Source organism: Paenibacillus hunanensis, assembly GCF_014645615.1.
Lineage (GTDB): Bacteria > Bacillota > Bacilli > Paenibacillales > Paenibacillaceae > Saccharibacillus > Saccharibacillus hunanensis.
Genome location: NZ_BMMB01000002.1, coordinates 380,056 through 398,475 on the forward strand (window position 1 = coordinate 380,056; position 18,420 = coordinate 398,475).

The following is an 18,420-nucleotide window of genomic DNA, read 5'->3' on the forward strand; positions in this document are numbered from 1 at the left end:
ACCCATCAGCGTACTTATTTTGTACATCCATCCCTTATTCTCGTGCTATGTTCGCTATACTTGCGCCATGTTCTCGCCTGTATACGCCTGCTATAATCACCGTATAACTAGCGAAGATCATCGTTGATCGACTACGAAGGAGGATTCCGTGATGTCTGATGTGAAAATAGTGTTACCACCAGTTGCCGATCTATCTGGCTATACGGAGGGCTTTACTATCGTCTCTGCGCAATGGGGACATGATGGTCTGGCGTATGTGTTGCTTATGAACAAAGTGCCTGCACGAAAACAAGGCATGTTCGTCCAAACGGCGCTTGAACAACAATATACGTATAAAGTGCTGGTGGCATCGGAGGATTATATTGAGGAGATTGTCATTCCAGAGCAGCAATACTTTTATCATTATGTACAGCCGCTGCATGATGATCTGCTACTGGTCGGTGCGCGAGCTGCATATCATGGACGAGAACAATATGATCGTAATGCCCGTGTGTGGAGTCGCGAGGGTATGGCGATTCGTGATTTTCTGCTGGGAGATGGTATCCAGAATGTACAGGTGAGCCGAAAAGGAACGATCTGGGTCAGTTATTTTGATGAGGGGGTATATGGGAATTATGGCTGGTCTGATCCGATTGGTGCCAGCGGCTTGATCGCCTGGGATGCGGAGGGGAATATTCGCTATAAAAACACGGCTGCCCTGATCGATGACTGCTATGCGCTTAATGTCGTCAACGAGCAGGAGATATGGTTTTATTATTATTCTGATTTTCAGCTTGGACATATTACGAATGGCGTGCATACTGAATCATCACAGGTAGCCTTCATCCATCCGGGTGTATCTGGCTCCAGTGGCTTCTGTACAGACGGTGAACATTTCTTATTCGAGGCGGGCTATGATAAGCATGGAACATCCTTTCAATTTAAAACACTGGATACACCTGGACAGCTGAGTGCAGGCAGAGTGATCGAGTTCGTAAACGAAGAGCATAGCTCGCTTCAGTATGTACGACAGGATTGCAGAAAGGATCGTCTTCTACTATGCACCGAGCAGGCATTATATGCGGTAACGCTAGAAGAGGTTCAAGCAGCGCTGAAATAAACCACATTGTACCTATGTGTCCAGGGCTTGTAGAAGTCTCGTAGATCGATAAAGCAAGTCCTGCCTGATGATCCGGTCATATCATGTAGTCACATCCGCTAACACGGTTCTTTATCCTACTAGAACAATTCGTATGCTCCTGCTAGCCTTCTGCCAGAATGGTTGCTTTACGTAATACAATACAGCTACAATAGGCTGGATGAGGGATGTAGCATCTGCTTGAAAAGGAATATCCTGATCCTCCAGCTGCCAACGAACCATCCATATTCATACCCGCTAGCCATTTCACCCCTCATCATCCGCTGAGCACCATCTACCTCCAATAGAAAAGGAGCTTAAAACCATGAGTAATGAGCAGTATAATCGCCCTGTTTGGAATACGCTGGATCAGCAGCAACGCCGAAGTTTGCTGGAGCAATTGAAGCCTCAGCTACCCGAAGGCTTCGAGCTGGATCGAATGGAAACCTTCAGCCGATATGGAGCGACAACAGAGACCGGTGTATTTACATATAAGGGCAGTGAATTTGTATTTGTGCCGGGTGATACGGTAACACTCGGACTCCAGCAATGGCCAGATGCAGAGGATGAAGCAACCTGGACAGAGCTCCGGTCTATACTCACTGATATTGGACTCCCCCCAGAAAGTGCAGATTCGTTAATGAATAACCAGCTCTCTCCAGTACGTGAAGCTATCATTCGCCCGTTACTCGCCGAGCGTAAGGTGCATTCTGTAAGCTGGGAAGAAACATCGCTGGACGATCTGGATCCCGAAGAAGATCAGGACATCTTCGAACAAATCGAAATTTTCAAGCAAGCTCCGTATAATTCTTACGAGCTGGATCAATCCTATCGACTTGAGCGTGATGGCGATAATATCCGCGTCTGGTTATTTTATACGACGGAGGATGCAGCCGAATGGGCAGAGATCGAACTGGATTCACCCTTTCAGGTGCCCACAGAGGATGAATGGGAGTATCTAAATGGCGGTGGCACCCGCACGATGTTCCCATGGGGCAATCAATGGGACTACACGCTGAAGCTTCGCTATTTTGAAAAGGATCAAGCAGCTACTTCTTCACCTGACATCGAACGTCCATACGATCTAGAGCTAGCTAATGGCTTCGGTCTGTACTTCCTCGGCGATCCTTACCAGGTCGAGCTTACGTTATCACCTGACGGACAGACTATCGACAAAGGCGGCGATGGCGGTATGTCGCTATGCGGTGGTGGTGGCATGCTACTCGGCTATCTCCCGGTCGGCATTTATTACCGCTCGGCGTATCAAGATGAGCTGGATTGGACCGATCGTATTGGAAATATGCACTATCGTCGTGTTATTCGGCTTTGAATGGATATCCACTCCGGGAAGGAATAAGGGGACGGACTCGGGTGGAGCCGCGGGAATCTACTGGATTAGGAATTACATGTAGATTCCCGCTCCTCCAAAGCGGTAAGATATTTTGCTTCGCAAAAATCACTTTTTCATCGAACCCCGTGTTAGAAAATCGCTAACACTATAAGTCGTCCTTTCCCCTTATTTCCTTCCCTCCGTTCCGTGCATTCTGCAACAAGAATAAAAGTGCATCGTAGCATGGGAGTTGGCAGTGGGTTCAAGGACAAGGACAAACAAATGATATACTCAACTGATTTAAGATTTAAAGGTTTACATATCTACGTTCGTACAAATCCATACGCACAGAACGGAAGGTAGAGAACAATACCAAAAGACCGACCTTTAAGCCGGGATACGCCTGCTTTATTACAATCAAAGTATCCCGGCTTAACCGGAGGTCGTTGGTATCTTCTCTACCTGGAGTGGTTGCTGCAAAACGCCAACACGCCAACATAAAAAATCCCGCTCACCTCAACAGTGAACGGGATTTTGCATATCTAGCTTATATTCAGTTTACGATCATACCGGAGCCGCAACAGGCAGCTGTTCAGCTGGTTCAGGCTCATCGTGCTGGACAAGTGCGTGTTTTTCCCATGCTCTGCTTTTCCAGCGGAAGTACATGATCACGGCGCGTGTCCATTCATCGGCGGCAATCGCCAGCCAGATGCCAGCTAGACCCAGATTCATTTTGAAAACGAACAGGTAGCCGAGCGGCAAGCTCATGCACACCATTGAGATCAAGCCCATATAGACCGGGAATTTGGCATCACCCGAGGCACGGAGCGAGTTGATAATTACAATATTACAGGTTCGTCCCGTTTCCAGCAGGAAGCTCAGCAGGATCACCTGTGAAGCCATGCGGATAATTTCTGGATTGCTTGTGAACATGCCGATCAGTGGCTCGCGCAGCAGGATGATGATCACGTCCATGACCAGCGTTGCTGCCATCGCCCATTTTACACTTTTCCATACGCGGTGGTACGCTTCTTCCTTGCGCTTTGCACCAACGAGGCGACCGACGATGATCGCTGTTCCCATACCAATTGCGATACTGAACAGATAGATAAAGGTCGAGATATTGTTCGCATACTGGCGGGAAGCCATCGCTTCGCTACCCAGATAGGTAACGTAAAAGACGAATACGAGCTGACACAGCTGATACGTAATTTGCTCAACAGCAGATGGAACACCGATTTTCAGAATTTTCATAATATACTCTTTGGACATTCTGAAGTAATCGGCAACCATGATCCGTACTTCCATTACACGATACATGAGCCAGAAGAAGATCAGCATACATACAAGGCGGCTGATGATCGTCGAGATCGCTGCACCCTGTACGCCCATTTGAGGCAAGCCCCAGTGACCGAAGATGAGCAGATAGTTTAGACCGATATGCAGTACGTTCATAAATACCGATACAAACATCGTTTCTTTCGTAAAACCATACGTACGAATAACAGCAGCTAAAATATTAATCAGTGCCTGTAAGAAAATCGCACCACCGACGATCGCGATATAGCTCTCTGCCAGTGCTAGAATATCGCCTTGCAAGTGCATAGCTTCCATAATATGTCCACCAAACAGCAGGAAGGTTCCACTCAGGAGCACACCCACAGATAGGTTCAGCGTAATCGCCAGTGCCGTAATCCGGCTTGCCTCCAGCAGCTTGCGTGAGCCAATATATTGGGCTACAACGATTGCCGCCCCGTTGCCGATTACCTCCAGAATCAGTATAGCGATGGAAATAACCTGGTTGGATGTACCAACCGCCGCAACCGCGTTGTCAGACACGTCACTCAGCATCAGGGTATCGACGATTCCCATTAACATAAACAGGAATACTTCGAGGAAAATCGGCCAGGTTAATTTAAATAGATTAAATTGTGTTTCAACAGGGGCTTTACCTTGTGCAGGGTTCATAGCGCTCATGATGTCACCTTCCTTTTGTTTGTTTCTTTTTTACTACAATCCGTTATGGCAGTCTTGGCTGCAAAAAACCTCCAGGCAAATCATTCATTTGCGTGAAGGTCACATGGCATTTCCGACGGGCATCTCTTAAAACTCTACGTATCTTAGCACATCCATTTTCCAATTGCACTACCTAAACTGAAAATTTCTGAAAGAATTTCAAATTTTCCGATTCAAACGTTTTACAGACGGGTATTATGCTGCTTTTGCAGAAAGAATGCGGTACGAAATATGGGTTTCCCACACGTTTACACAAGCAAACAACATAGCAAAAAAGGCATTCCGCTCTTCGATGTCGTGAAGAGCGGAATGCCTTTTATATCAAGGATTCAGGCGATAAAATGGTAATATACACCAGTCATCATTTCTACACCCGATGGACTTACAGGATATCATAACTACTTACATTTTCCATAATATTTCAATTTGAAAATCATTGTGAAAAAAGTCTCGTGATTTTGAAAATCATTGCTCGCTTAATCGCTTACAATGGTCTTCAGCTAAGAACCTATTTTCATAAATTGATTGACCTATGCCTTATTGCTCAGCCAGAATCACCGATACGCTATTATAGCCTGGACGCAGTGACATGGGGTTCCCCTGAATCGATACACCGAACGCATCATTCACGATTCCGACGATGCTAATGCCCGAGCTAGCGACACGCTTGGCGCCAAATTCCATATTGTAGCCAGTGTAGTAATCAACATAGGCATTTCCGACCGTCTGTAGATCGGCTTGCGTACGGTACACGAGTGAGAGCTGCTTCTTACCACCTGCGACCTGCTCAACCAGACTTACACGCTCGGCATCTGCTGGAAATGGAAAGTCCGCTGACAGGTACGAGCTCTGAATAATCCCTGTCGTCATCGATACGTTGTACACTGGCGGAGCAGGCTCGGTTAAGGTGTCGATCGGTCCCGGAGTTGGTGTGATAGGAGCGCTCTGCCCCTGTGCTGCATCACTTGTATTCGGGTTTGTCGCGGCTGGAGCGGTTGTCGTTGTGGCATCCTTCGTAGCCGCAGAGCTGGCGTTGCTGCTTGTGCCGGTTGCTGTTGAAGGGGCTACGGCTGTATTGGCCGCTGCATTTTTATTCGTTGTATCCTGAGTTGTGGCGGTTGCAGCAGGTGAAGCGGCAGCACCAGACTTACCGATCAGCACCTTATTGTTCACCGCATCATACAGCACCGATGTATTCATCGTTTCCCCAATCGCACGAATCGGCAAATACGTACTACCCTGATACGTAATAGGTGTGAGCGGCTGCCCGTCTACATTAACGGGTGTATAGGTTTGTCCATTTAATTCGATACTAATGCCATGATTTTTGAAAGCCTCGATCTTCTCCAGCTTTACACCAGCATATACGCCAGTGGAGCCAGCGAGCATCATACCTGCTAGCATCATGGGAAACAGCCATTTTGTCTTTTTCATATGTGGTCCTCCTGTTCGCCAGATGATTTGCCGTTAGCGCAGGGATAAGAGTGTGTACCCGGCAATTCATTTTGTTATTAATATCGGCGAAAGGAGCACGTCTCATTATATAGTACAAATGTAATATTTTAGATTATGATCTTAGCTTGCTTAATCTTCGCGTTCATGACGGTAACGCTCGGCTTCTTCGTGCATACGGCGTTCATAGCTATTCCGATGCAGCCATACATTGTTGTTCAGATTCGCTACCTGCCCCATCGCAAATAACACTGCCAGAATGATAAAGATAAGGAAATACGCCTGCATAAAGTACCCCAGATAAAAGCAGGTCACGATCGCAGCTAGAATCAGCAGTGTCGCTACCAGCAATACCCGGAGCATGATTTTCTTCATATTCATTCTCTCCTGTCTTCGGCTATTCTTCTTCATGCCATATAGCCGCAAAAGTCTGTCGGCTTCTGTCTTGCGAGCAGTTCTACCAAGCTATATTCGCTAAAGAATCGCCTATCGTGTCATTTTAACAAATTTCCACAAAATTTAGCATGACTTTTTGCGCGTGAGGAGTATAATGAAATACGCCTGTTCAGTCTAGCCGCCATGCAAGCTGCACAGCCGGTAAGTAAGGATATGTGCATATGCTTCCATCCTGCAAGCCGGTATGATGTTGCTTTCTGCTGTGCGGTCTGTTTTAATGTCTGCATACTATGGAGAAACTGAACAGATTGCGTTGATACAAGAAAAAGGGTGTATATAAATCGTAACGCATTTTATATGTATCCATGATGGCTTTGTACACGTATAATCATTATGTTATTTGTAACATCAATTATCAAATTTACACAACGAAGGGGTACAAAAAGATGCTAGGCAAGTTAAAGCGTATCTTGATCGGAAGACCGATGAAATCCGCAGAACTCGAAGCGGAAAAGCTAGGCAAACTGAAAGCACTCGCCATTTTGTCTTCCGATGCGCTATCTTCGGTTGCGTACGGAACCGAACAGATTTTAATTGTATTGATGGTAGCCGGTTTTGCTGCACTATGGTATTCCGTTCCCATCTCGCTGGCTGTACTGGGATTGCTGGTTATTCTAGTTATCTCGTATCGTCAGACGATCTTTGCTTATCCGACCGGTGGCGGTGCCTATATTGTCGCCAAGGATAATCTTGGGCAGATTCCGAGTCTGATTGCCGGTGGTTCATTGCTGGTCGACTATGTGCTAACGGTAGCTGTTAGTTCGTCCGCAGGTACAGACGCGATCACATCGGCGTTTCCTGTATTGCATGATCATCGGGTATTGATTGCATTGATTATGATTGTATTTTTAACGATTATGAACCTGCGCGGGGTGACCGAATCTGCATCCGTGCTCGCTATTCCGATCTATCTGTTTGTCGTAGCGATTTTCTTCCTGATTATTAGCGGTGTCATCAAATACATGACGGGCGGCATTGAAGCGGCGGCTCCGGAATTTGGCGCTACCGTGTCCAATGTCAGTCTGTTCTTACTACTCAAGGCGTTCAGCTCCGGTTGTTCGGCGCTGACAGGGGTTGAAGCAGTATCGAATGCGATTCCGAACTTCCGCCAGCCTGCTGAGCGTAATGCAGCTGCCACACTGCTCATGATGGGGATCATTCTGGGTAGTATGTTTATCGGGATTACACTGCTTGCTTACTGGTACGGTGTAAGCCCACGTCCAACCGAGACGATCATTTCACAGATTGCTCGGATGACCTTTGGCAGTGGCGTGATCTATTTTATTATTCAAGGTGTAACGGCACTGATTCTGTTCCTTGCTGCCAATACGGCGTACTCTGCGTTTCCACTGTTGTCGTTCATGCTGGCAAAGGATAAATACATGCCGCATATGTTCATGGTACGTGGTGATCGTCTGGGCTTCTCGAACGGGATTATCTTCCTGAGTCTGGCTTCCGCATTACTGGTCATCGTGTTCCACGGGGAGACGGACAATCTGATTCCGCTGTATGCGGTCGGTGTATTCATTCCGTTCACACTGTCCCAGCTGGGGATGATGATTCGCTGGATCAAGCTTCGTCCAGCCAACTGGGGAATCAAGCTGCTGATCAATACGATCGGGATGCTGACCACACTGTCGATTACGCTGATCTTTATTTTCACCAAGTTCTCGCAAATCTGGATCATCTTCATCTTCCTGCCTATCGTCGTGTACCTGTTCCACAAAATCTATGTGCACTATCAAAATACAGCAGAACAGCTGCGCATCGATCTGGATCAGGATAAGCCACAGCCGAAGGGCAATACGATTATCATTCCGGTAGCTGGAATTACGCGGGTCGTGATGAACACGATCAGCTATGCACAGACGCTATCACCGAATGTCGTGGCGGTGTATGTTGGCTTTGACGAAGAAGCGATTGAGAAAATGGAGAAAAAGTGGGAGCAATGGAATCCAGGCGTTCGTCTGATCATTCTACGCTCGCGTTACCGTAGTATCCTCGGCCCACTGCGTCGATTCATCGATACAGTCGAATGGAAAAACGGAGAGACCGATCATATTACAATCCTGATTCCACAGTTCGTCACCAAGCACTGGTGGGAAAGTATATTGCATAACCAGACCAGCCTGCTCATGCGTGCGTATCTGATCAACTACAAGGATGTTGTTGTAGCGACCGTACCGTTCCATTTGAAAAACTAACGAATTCTTTTACAGCCTGTTGCCAGCGATCCTGCTTGCAGCAGGCTTTTTCACTTGCTTTGCGACTGGGAAATATTAGATAATACATACATCATACGGCGTTGCGATGATGCCGATTAACGTCTACAGTCTGGAAGTTATTGATCAATAACACTCCAAATCGGGTACAAACGAGTAAAGGCATGTATACAAGAGGATGCAGTAGCAAAGGACTGGCGTTTGAGCTACGCCACATCCTTTTCTCATTGCACCTCGCGTTTGTAGTGCTACCTGCTAGACACGATAATATCCAAACATAGGAGGATGAATCATGACGAACAAGCGCGCGATTCCACTTATTGCAGTGATGGCTATGGCATTAGCGACACCAGCCTATGCGGCCAACGATCTGACGGTGCCGGCTGTGAAGGAAGCGACCGTGGCAACACCATCTGCTCCTCAAATGCCAAGCACACCATCGACTCCATCGGTCTCTTCCAGCTCTAGCAGCTCGAATTCAGGATCAAGCTCCAGCAGTAGCTCAAGCTCTAATAGCAACAACGGTAGCAGCTCCTCTAGCTCATCCACTCAGGCGAATCTGAATAATCGTCTGGTGAACGTAGCTGGCTTCGACTCTGCCAAGCAGTTTACCGGGTATTTCACCAATCTCAAGCGAGCGGTAGCTAATGGCAATCGCGATGCAGTTGCCAAGCGTGTATCGTATCCGCTGGCAGTCAATCAAGCGGATGGTAAACGACGTAGCATTTTGAACGAAAAGCAATTTTTAAAAGAATATAACTCGATCATGACGTCAAAGGTGCGTAATGCACTGGCGAATCAAAATGTGAATGATGTATTTATCAACTATCGTGGTGTGATGGTTGGAAACGGTGAGCTATGGATCGGCGTTGTGGGTGGGAAGCCGGGAATTTATGCGGTGAACCAGTAAACAGGTCGAATCAGTATGGTGATGGCGTTGAATTGGATTAGACTTCATCAGCTGGATTCGGCTGGGCTCCATTGAGGCTTCGTTACGTATAACGTGATGTACATGGCGTAATGGGTTATCTATTGCGCTTGTGCAGGTTGGTATTGTCTGTGTATTCGGTTATAAAACATCAGGCAGGATAGGAAGCTACTATGGCTTTCTATCCTGCCTTTTTTGTATGGACTTTTGAAGGTGATGGCTATCCGGTGGCGGGACTAGACTTAGACTCTAGCGTGAGTAGTTACGTAGTATTCATTAGAACTACTATTTATTAGAGCTACGATTTGAATGATCATCGATATAGTAATTGGATAAATTTCTGTAATGGTTCTGTACTTTTTCTGTACCTGTTGGTGCTGTGGTGCCGTTATTATTAATGTTCGATGTACATGGTGATCATTGATATTCGGGCGGTCAGCGATCTTAGTCTTCATTTTAGAATCTTCTTTATTTTAGAATCTACTCCATTTTAAGCTCTACTTGCCCTGGAACATCAGCTGGACTTGCTCCGTCGTAAGCACTCTTTTATGGAACGCTGGGTATTCCTTGCTTGTCGGGTCATAGACGCTATCCTGTGGAAGATTGATTGCGTAGATGTAGTTGCCATTCGCAGCAATGCGGTAGCCATAGGGAACTTCATCAGGAAGCTGAGCATTCCATTCGGCGCGTGGAACTGCCATTAAGTTAAGCAGGGAATTGCCATTATAGGTAAAATCAACAACTTCAGACGTATCCATGCCGGGTGGATGGTAGACTTCGACTTTGATGCCTGTCTTCCATGCTGGTGGATAGTAGAAACGGAAGTGCTTGCCTTCATATACCTGTGTCTGCGTTTGAATGACAGTATTCACGGTTGGATCAGCGAGTGCCGTATTGGATGTGCTGGATGGGGTGGAATTCGCTGCGGCATTGACGGTTTGGAGCGCTGACTGTGTTGATGAGTGTGATGACACTCCAGCTGCGATGGCATAGGAGCTGGCGAACACCAGTCCACCTGTACTGGCAAGCAATACGCCGAGACTGAGCAATAATGCACGTATAGGCTTACTCGCTGACTGATGGAATGATGAGGTGGATTGCTGATGTAAAGGTGATAGCGATTCGTTGATGGCGTGATCCGAGGTATCGCTATAGTTGTTCGATGTACTGGAAGTAGCTGTGTTGTGGTTTTTATGAATTTGATGGTTGTGATTGCCTTTGTTGAATATCACGATGTAGATCCCTCCGTTTTTGGTAATAGCGGATTTGATTTAGCTACTTACCTAATTCGGAATGGAGGGGATAATTTCCTGCTGGTGGATTGATGTATGGGATTGTTTTGCGATGAGATTTCATCTATACGGTTTTGCTTTTGGCTTTTGTTCGCTTTTGCTATCAACTAGTGTTACCCGCTTTGGCTAGTTACTTTTACTAGTTATTTCTACGAGTCACTTTAACAGTCCCTTTACGAGTCGCCTTTGCTACTGGCATCTCTTATCGGCAACTCGAAATTTCGCACGTCTCGGTCTCGAACCCTTACATGGATCGTATGCGTAAAGGAGCAGGTGGATACACTTGAAGCCTAGTAAATAGACCCGGCTCGCACCTGCTCCTCTATCGCATGGTAGTTACACTGTAGTACAAATAACACTGATTATGAACCTATATACGCAGCTATATAGACAGCATTAGGAATCGCTACATGCTGATCATCGTTCCTCGCTATGATGCTCGCTTGCTATACTATCACCAGTATTCCTTACTCAACAACAGCTATAGACCCAACACCATACAGCACGACCTAGCGAGACTTGGCTGGAAGTGGTTGTTCCAGCTCCAAGCGCCGCTCTAGCTCCAGAGAACGTCTGGTAGCCCCGTTACTTCGTTTGCCCTTCCAGAGCGTCTGTAGCAATTCCAAATTGGTCAGGATTACACCGCACAATACGATGCCTGCTCCAACTGCAACCATCCAGCTCAGTGGCTCGCTGTATACTGCCCAGCCGATAAGTAGTGCAAGCACAGGCGAGATATATAGCCATGTCGATGGAAATACGGGATTCGTGCGTGCCACGAGCCAGTAAAAGAGCGTATGTCCACCCATAGAGCCGACCACGATCAGATAGAGCAGTGAGCCTAACGCTTCCGGCTCCAGCATCGCTCCTACATGAATCTGTCCACGCTCAGTAAGTAGAGATAATACGAGTAGCATCCAGCCTCCGTGCATCAGCTGTGCTGCATTTTGCGCGATTGGCGATACATCCTTCATTTTCGACGATACCTGTTTGGAATAGACTGCACCACTCGCATAGCCGATCTCACCGATAATGACGACCGCACAGGCGAGAATCCACAAGCCATGCACCGTACCCGATAAGCCGGGCAGCATGAGCAACCCTACTCCACCGAGTCCGATAAATGCACCGATAAAGGCGATCCGTGGTACATTCACCTTGAGCACCAGCGCACGGATCAGCAGTACCATCGCTGGCCCGGTTGCTGATAGCAATGCACCCACACCCGAGGTTACATATTGCTCTGCCCAGTACAATGCGGCAAACGTTACAAAGGTCATACTCGCACCAATCCATAGCGTCTCCTTACGCAGCAGAACAGAAAAGCTGATCTTTCCGCATAGACGCATCACGATCATTAGAATCAGCCCAGCTAGAAAGAAACGGACACCTGCACTCCAAAAGGGAGGCATCCCTGCGTCCACTCCAATTTTAATAGCCAGAAAGGTTGTGCTGAAAATCAAGCACATCATTGCATAGCCGAGCATAATCATCTGTCACTCCTCCTCTTTGTTCTGTTATTGTAAAGGAAGGACAACAGAACAGATGGAGTCAAGCAGAACAGATGCATCGGTATACAGGGTAGAACACGTTATGATGAACAGAAGCAAACAGCAGGCTGGATATAGGGCTGGTATCACTACTCTTGTGCCTGGTCTATACCTGGCTGTATACCGTCTACTATGAATCTATATTTCCCTACATGTACGTCTCTACGTACATTTTTATAAAACCTTGCCTGAAAAGGAGTGTTGATCATGACATTTTCCCGCGATACGATTTCTTCCAAGCATATCGATGCTCTGGCAACCACGCCGCAGGCAGCGAGCAGCTTTTTATCACCCGCTACACAACAATCGGTAGAGCTACCGGACACTTCAGCTCGTGTGTCTTATCGTCAGATCAGCTCGTATATTGAAGCGCGTATTGAGCGCGGCGACTGGCAAGCGCATGAGCGTCTACCGTCTGTACGGCAGCTTTCACGCGATAGTGGAATGCATCGTCTAACCGTATTTAAAGCGTATCAGCATCTGAAAACGCAGGGTACCATCTATGCGCGCAGCAAGTCCGGTTATTATGTCGCACCACCTGCGGTACACACACTAACGAATGAAAATGAGCTGGAGCCTGCGCTGTTCGAGGGCACGATGAATGAGCTGCATCGTCTGCCTGCTCGCTATCAGTTCTCACAGGCGCTCATTGATCCGAATCTACTGCCCAATCATTATTTTACAGAATATACGAAAAAGGTATTCGATCTGTATCCGAAGCTACTCGGTACTTATGCCCATGTACAGGGTGATCTGGAGCTGCGCGAGCTACTGGCACGTTACTTTAGCCAGCATTCACGCTTCTATCTGGAGCCAGAGGAGCTATTGATCACCAGTGGTGCACAGCAGGCGATTTTCCTCATTGCTGAGGCATGGATTCGTCCGGGCGATTATGTGCTCGTCGAATCGCCAACGTATGCGACGGCACTGGATGTGTTTCGGCAAAAGGGCGCACGCTTTCTGGAGGTCAGTACCGATGCGGACGGCTACAATATGGAGCAAATCGAGCAGCTCATGCGGCAATATCGTCCGCGTCTGTTCTATGTGAATCCAACCTTTCACAATCCGACAGGACTGTGTATTCCAGCAGAGCAACGCAAGCAGCTCGTCGATCTTGCAGCCCAGCATCAGTGCCTGCTAATTGAGGACGATACATGCAGCGATATGTACTTTGGCGCTGCACCGCCTCCACCCTTATTTGCTTACGATACCGAGGGCTATACGGTATATATTCGTAGCTTCAGCAAATACATTTCGCCTGGTCTGCGCATCGCCTGTATCGCTGCCCGACAGCCATGGATGCAGATGCTGATCTCCTGCAAATCATTGACGGACGGAGGCACACCACTGCTGAATCAAAAGGTGTTTTTGCATTATTTTATGTCGGATCGGCTACATCGCCATCTGGATACGCTACGCATTGCGTTACGCATCCGTATGGAAACGATGCAGACCGAGCTACAGCAGTCAAACTGGCACTATATCGAGCCACAGGGCGGCTTGAATCTATGGGTTGAGCTACCGCCAGAGCTATCGGTTTCCCGCTTGCTCAGCCATGCTTTAACCGAGGGCATCAGCTTCGTGCCCGGCTCCCTATTCGACTATGGCAAACGTCCAAGCCAGCATATTCGCCTTAGCTTTTCTTTTGCCAATGAAACACTGATTCAACAGGGAATGCGCGAGCTGATCCGCATTGCCGATGAGCTGTAGCGACTTTGCAAGTATGACTACCCTATACTTTTACGGCTAATTTATACTTTCAAACCACACCTATACCGAGCGCTAGACTGTGATTCTAGCGCTTGTTGTCATTGTAAAATGCCATTTTACGAGCCGAATACTTACGAAGTCACAGACTGTCCGTGACTGTACAATGATAGATTATTGCTCCAGATTCAGCTTGGCTGGCACCAGACGCAATACACCATTGTCATACTGATACGTAGCATCCAGTTCGCCGATAAATCCGTTCATGCCTACCTGTAGCGAATAGATCGCAGTCAATTTGTTATTGTCTACCTTGAATTGCTGTACCGCCCCTCCAAATACTGGCGGTTTATTGGAAGCAGGCTGCTCGGGCAGCCCTTTTAACGGAAGTGAATGTGTGACTCCATTGAGCTTGAGCTGGAGCTGATCGCCATTCACGCTGGAGCTAAACTGGCGTGCCATGCCAGTTTGCAGCGATTCCACCGGAATATTTTCACCATTCTGGCTGAACACCTGTACCGTATTCAGCTCCATGCCTGTACCATAGCCAGAAGTCAGATTGACGATAATCTCCTTCTCCCCATCCCCGTTCAGATCCGCCTCAGCTACCCACGGTGCATAGGTCGGATTATGTACCTGTTCTCCTGGCAGACTGCATTGGAAGACTGGAGTGCGCAGCGTCAGATTGTTGTACAGGCCATCTGCATTCAGTTCGCCCTCAATCATCATTCCGAGCGCGCCATCTGCAAATACGGTTTCACGATTGCCTGTTCCTTCATCCGCAGCAGACACCGTCGGAATAGCAGAATTATCGACCGTAACCGCGTTCACGCGAATCGGTGTAGCACTTGCATTTGCAAGCGTTTGACACGAATGTAAACGAGTCGCAGAGATCGTTTCAACACATACTGCACTTAAAATCAACGCCAAAAACAGCCATTTTTTCATATTCTTTTTTATATTCAAAGGATTGCCTCCTGAAAAATTATGCTTAGATCAGTAAAATTCAGCTCCGCTTCGGAAAATCAGACAAAGCGGAGCCTGTTGCCTGACTGGATTATTCGGTTTCTTCCTCTATGCTAAGCCTTATTAACCATAATTACCAGAAAAAATTGAAAATTTCCGAACAACAATCAATAATAGAGTCATCGATATAAAAATACCGAACATGTGTAGCTATTTTCGTACCTTAACAGGAATGAAATGGATACAAAAACGATGTGCAAATGTAGAAATCCTGATAAAATCCCCTCTGAAAAGGAGCCATGATCCTGTGATCACAATTCGCGAAATGACCATGGACGATTATGACGCAATGTATCAGCTATGGAGCCATACGGAAGGCATGGGCTTGAGCGAAGCGGATGCGCCAGAACAGATCGACCGCTATCTTAAACGCAATCCAGGCTGCTGTTATGTTGCAGTCGATACACAATTTTTTAGCCGAAATGGTATTGTTGGTACCCTGCTCGCTGGACATGATGGACGCCGCGGATACTTATATCATATGGCTGTAGCAGCTGCAAATCGCGGACAGGGTATCGCCAGACAACTGATTACGCACAGTATGCAGGCACTGGAGCAGCAAGGAATTGATAAGGCGCATTTATTTGTCATGAATACGAACGAAGATGGCAAAGCCTTTTGGACAGCAAGTGGCTGGGAGCAACGCTTGGGGCTAGACGTCTTTTCCCGGGAAATAAAAAGCTTGTGCTCTGAATCGTAGTCTATGTAATAGAGTACGCTATTCTTAATTGATACTTATATAAGCACAGTTTAGTCATAAAATACATTTGCATGAGGACGATAACGATCTGGCTCGCTATAAGTCGACTGGATTCTTGATCATCCAATAGCTTATAACGAGCACAGACACGAAGCTCCATTCACTGTGTGGAGGAAGAATCCTGAGGCTGCTTAATAATATGACGGCTAAAAAGTGCTAATGTACAAATGATCAGTAACCAGTACACTACGCCTGAAGCGATAAAATAATCGTACATGCTATACACATCAAACCATGAAGCACTTGTCCACCCATGCATAATGAGCCAGACCACCAGCAATACTGGAATCACCATCACGCTCAAAAATGTATTCCAACCGCGACGAAATACATACTTCAGATCGTTGAAGCTATAGATGACTCCAAAACAGACCGATATGAATGCCAGCATGATCACATCTCGACCGTGAATACCCAGCACGAAGCTGCTCACGATAAAAGCCAGTGCATACATTCCTAGATAGGCGGCCAGCCGTTGTAGATTATCCGTTATGCCGTCCTCCTTTTCATACGTAAGCCAGTGAATCCCCTTAATCACAAGACTGGTATATAAAATAAAGACAAGAAATAGATTGAATGTACCGCCACCATTCGTCAGCCCATTAAGCCACCATTGCGAAATAGCTGCCAGGCCTATAGCCGCTACGATCACCATCACGCTGAAGCTCCATGACATTTGCTGTTTGATCCACTGTATCATATGTCATCCCCCTTACATTCATCACTTGCCAATAATCATCATTATTGGAAACGCCTACAACTTTATTATACATTTATTTTTATACGATGTGAAAACTCGTCGCATGTTGTTACGTATTATGATTCAGCTAACGATTCACTGAGCAGATGTCGATAGCGCTGCGATGATATGACAGGCAGCATTACGGATGTAAGTTCATGAATAGGGTCAGGTCATTCTTTTTCAGCTACATCGTTTACGCTATCATAAGGCTAAACGTTACATAATACACAGGGGGACTGTATATGAACGCAACCATTAATGAACATGTTATTCGCACACGCAACAAGCTACGCCGAGACACGCTCATTTCAGTACTGGATGAATTTGATGGGACGATCATGAAGCTTGACGAATCCAAGCGAGCGGAGAAATATCACAAAATGGCACAGACTGCGTTTTCCTTTTTTCGCGGGAGTGCGTATTTATTTTATTTTGATGCGACCCGACATTATTTTCCGTATCATACGCCGGATGATCGTCCAACCTGGATTCAAGGCGATCTGCACTTTGAGAATTTTGGTGCGTTCCGTAATGAATCCGGTGATATCGTCTATGATGTGAATGATTTTGATGAAGGCTATGTAGGCTCGTATCTGTACGATGTGCTGCGCATGTCGGTGAGCATCGCGCTAGTCGGTCGACAGCTCGGTTATGATCGTGAGCAACAGCTTGCTGTACTGGAGCAATATGCGCGTACATACTACAAGCAGATTCGTCGCTTTGCTTCAGGTAAGGATAATCCTGCCACCTTCCGAATGGATGAGGAGCACGCTAACGGTGCTATTCGTAAGCTGCTGCGCAAGCTGGAAAAGCGGCGACAGGGTCATTTTCTCGAAAAAGTAACGGCGGTGATGCAGACCGATCGAGTTTTCCTTGAAAATAGTGAGCTGGTCGTCCCTTCCACACAGGAGCAGCAGCTATTAGAGCAAGCCTGGGGAGATTATCAGCAGTCCCTGCTCTGCTGTGAGGATGATGTATCGCATTACAAAATCAAGGATATCGCTATCAAGCACGGCTCGGGCACCGCATCGATCGGACTGGATCGTTATTATGTGCTGATCGAGGGCGGTACCCTCCAGCAAGGACAGGATGATATCGTGCTGGAGGTCAAAGAGGTTCGCGCACCTGTACCTGCTTATTTCCTTCCATATAGCGAATCGTTCTGGCAAACCTTCGCTCATCAGGGCAAGCGTGTGACGACGACTCAGCAAGCGATGCATCATAAGGCAGACCCGTATCTCGGCTATGTAACGCTCGAAGAACGCGATTTCTATGTGCGTGAGCGATCTCCTTATAAAAAACGGCTCAAGCTGGAAAATATCACGAGCCTCAGCGATATGCAAAAAATCGTAGCCAGCATGGCAAGTCTGACCGCCAAAATGCATGCTCGCGCCGATTCTGACGTGAGTAGTGGCTTGCTGGACTATCATAGCGAGCGTGAAATCGCCCGTGCGATGGGCGATGAGCCAGATTCATTTGCACATCATATCTCACGCTGGGCTTACGGCTACGCCGATCAGGTGGAACGAGATTATGCACTGTTCTGTGAATGGACTGCGCCGTTACGCGCGACAGTGAATACATCTACAGTGAATGAATCTGCTAAGGTGAGTGAGTTGGTCGAGCAGCAGTCAGAGACAGAAGTGGAATAAATATGACATCGATCTGTTCACAGTGACTCTCAGATTTATCATTCATACAAAAACAACTCCCGCTTCGTATGTGACGGGAGTTGTTTTGCTAGGTTAACCGTAGCCTCGGTGTATCTACTGGCATATGTGTTATTGATATGGTCTACTGTGTTTTCCTCGTGTCCAATTGG

14 protein-coding genes are annotated in these 18,420 nt (G+C 47.1%); 7 read left to right on the forward strand and 7 right to left on the reverse strand.

Features of this window, described 5'->3' with window-relative positions:
* The first annotated feature begins 151 nt into the window (after window positions 1-151).
* Both IEX62_RS05090 and IEX62_RS05095 read left to right on the forward strand, forming a co-directional pair.
* Window positions 152-1,099: a YxiH-YxzG fusion protein gene (locus IEX62_RS05090; protein WP_188774330.1), complete on the forward strand. Its 948-nt coding sequence runs from the start codon at window positions 152-154 to the stop codon at window positions 1,097-1,099.
* A gap of 343 nt (window positions 1,100-1,442) precedes the next feature.
* A complete protein-coding gene (locus tag IEX62_RS05095; protein WP_188774331.1) occupies window positions 1,443-2,447 on the forward strand; it encodes a hypothetical protein in 1,005 nt (334 codons plus the stop codon).
* Between the two features lie 564 nt (window positions 2,448-3,011).
* On the opposite strand, the gene IEX62_RS05100 is transcribed toward IEX62_RS05095, so the two are convergent.
* The 3 genes from IEX62_RS05100 to IEX62_RS05110 form a co-directional block, all read right to left on the reverse strand.
* Entirely contained in the window at window positions 3,012-4,424 is a 1,413-nt protein-coding gene (locus IEX62_RS05100; RefSeq protein ID WP_188774332.1) for an MATE family efflux transporter, read from the reverse strand.
* Window positions 4,425-5,000: 576 nt separating this feature from the next.
* Entirely contained in the window at window positions 5,001-5,897 is an 897-nt protein-coding gene (locus IEX62_RS05105) for a stalk domain-containing protein (protein ID WP_188774333.1), read from the reverse strand.
* A 150-nt stretch (window positions 5,898-6,047) separates the two neighbouring features.
* A complete protein-coding gene (locus IEX62_RS05110) occupies window positions 6,048-6,290 on the reverse strand; it encodes a hypothetical protein (protein WP_188774334.1) in 243 nt (80 codons plus the stop codon).
* Between the two features lie 467 nt (window positions 6,291-6,757).
* Here IEX62_RS05110 and kimA point away from each other — a divergent pair, with 467 nt between their 5' ends.
* The gene (gene kimA, locus IEX62_RS05115; RefSeq protein ID WP_188774335.1) at window positions 6,758-8,575 is read left to right on the forward strand and encodes a potassium transporter KimA; all 1,818 of its coding nucleotides are present in this window, start codon (window positions 6,758-6,760) and stop codon (window positions 8,573-8,575) included.
* 310 nt (window positions 8,576-8,885) lie between these two features.
* A complete protein-coding gene (locus IEX62_RS05120; RefSeq protein ID WP_188774336.1) occupies window positions 8,886-9,503 on the forward strand; it encodes a hypothetical protein in 618 nt (205 codons plus the stop codon).
* 515 nt (window positions 9,504-10,018) lie between these two features.
* Here the strand turns inward: IEX62_RS05120 and IEX62_RS05125 are convergent.
* Window positions 10,019-10,753, reverse strand: coding sequence for a hypothetical protein (locus IEX62_RS05125; protein WP_188774337.1), 735 nt, complete (start codon window positions 10,751-10,753; stop codon window positions 10,019-10,021).
* A 569-nt stretch (window positions 10,754-11,322) separates the two neighbouring features.
* Window positions 11,323-12,306, reverse strand: a complete 984-nt coding sequence (locus IEX62_RS05130; protein ID WP_188774338.1) for a DMT family transporter — start codon at window positions 12,304-12,306, stop codon at window positions 11,323-11,325.
* Between the two features lie 264 nt (window positions 12,307-12,570).
* Here IEX62_RS05130 and pdxR point away from each other — a divergent pair, with 264 nt between their 5' ends.
* Entirely contained in the window at window positions 12,571-14,073 is a 1,503-nt protein-coding gene (gene pdxR / locus IEX62_RS05135) for a MocR-like pyridoxine biosynthesis transcription factor PdxR (RefSeq protein ID WP_188774339.1), read from the forward strand.
* A gap of 171 nt (window positions 14,074-14,244) precedes the next feature.
* Here the strand turns inward: pdxR and IEX62_RS05140 are convergent, their stop codons facing one another.
* A complete protein-coding gene (locus tag IEX62_RS05140; RefSeq protein ID WP_188774340.1) occupies window positions 14,245-15,036 on the reverse strand; it encodes a hypothetical protein in 792 nt (263 codons plus the stop codon).
* 307 nt (window positions 15,037-15,343) lie between these two features.
* On the opposite strand from IEX62_RS05140, the gene IEX62_RS05145 reads away from it, so the two are divergent.
* Window positions 15,344-15,796 carry a GNAT family N-acetyltransferase gene (locus IEX62_RS05145; protein WP_229685623.1) on the forward strand — a complete coding sequence of 151 codons (453 nt, stop codon included), beginning with the start codon at window positions 15,344-15,346 and terminating at the stop codon, window positions 15,794-15,796.
* A 160-nt stretch (window positions 15,797-15,956) separates the two neighbouring features.
* Here the strand turns inward: IEX62_RS05145 and IEX62_RS05150 are convergent, their stop codons facing one another.
* Window positions 15,957-16,556 (reverse strand): hypothetical protein, encoded by a 600-nt coding sequence (locus IEX62_RS05150; RefSeq protein WP_188774341.1) that lies wholly within the window; start codon window positions 16,554-16,556, stop codon window positions 15,957-15,959.
* A gap of 284 nt (window positions 16,557-16,840) precedes the next feature.
* On the opposite strand from IEX62_RS05150, the gene IEX62_RS05155 reads away from it, so the two are divergent.
* Window positions 16,841-18,250 carry a DUF2252 domain-containing protein gene (locus tag IEX62_RS05155; protein ID WP_188774342.1) on the forward strand — a complete coding sequence of 470 codons (1,410 nt, stop codon included), beginning with the start codon at window positions 16,841-16,843 and terminating at the stop codon, window positions 18,248-18,250.
* Window positions 18,251-18,420: the final 170 nt, after the last annotated feature.

Excerpts from the sequence above, each read along its gene's own strand:
- IEX62_RS05090 (WP_188774330.1), top strand. The coding sequence starts at position 152 with ATGTCTGATGTGAAAATAGTGTTACCACCAGTTGCCGATCTATCTGGC.
- IEX62_RS05155 (WP_188774342.1), top strand. The coding sequence starts at position 16,841 with ATGAACGCAACCATTAATGAACATGTTATTCGCACACGCAACAAGCTA.
- IEX62_RS05120 (WP_188774336.1), top strand. The coding sequence starts at position 8,886 with ATGACGAACAAGCGCGCGATTCCACTTATTGCAGTGATGGCTATGGCA.
- pdxR (WP_188774339.1), top strand. The coding sequence starts at position 12,571 with ATGACATTTTCCCGCGATACGATTTCTTCCAAGCATATCGATGCTCTG.
- IEX62_RS05150 (WP_188774341.1), bottom strand. The coding sequence starts at position 16,556 with ATGATACAGTGGATCAAACAGCAAATGTCATGGAGCTTCAGCGTGATG.
- kimA (WP_188774335.1), top strand. The coding sequence starts at position 6,758 with ATGCTAGGCAAGTTAAAGCGTATCTTGATCGGAAGACCGATGAAATCC.
- IEX62_RS05110 (WP_188774334.1), bottom strand. The coding sequence starts at position 6,290 with ATGAAGAAAATCATGCTCCGGGTATTGCTGGTAGCGACACTGCTGATT.
- IEX62_RS05130 (WP_188774338.1), bottom strand. The coding sequence starts at position 12,306 with ATGATTATGCTCGGCTATGCAATGATGTGCTTGATTTTCAGCACAACC.
- IEX62_RS05095 (WP_188774331.1), top strand. The coding sequence starts at position 1,443 with ATGAGTAATGAGCAGTATAATCGCCCTGTTTGGAATACGCTGGATCAG.
- IEX62_RS05105 (WP_188774333.1), bottom strand. The coding sequence starts at position 5,897 with ATGAAAAAGACAAAATGGCTGTTTCCCATGATGCTAGCAGGTATGATG.
- IEX62_RS05100 (WP_188774332.1), bottom strand. The coding sequence starts at position 4,424 with ATGAGCGCTATGAACCCTGCACAAGGTAAAGCCCCTGTTGAAACACAA.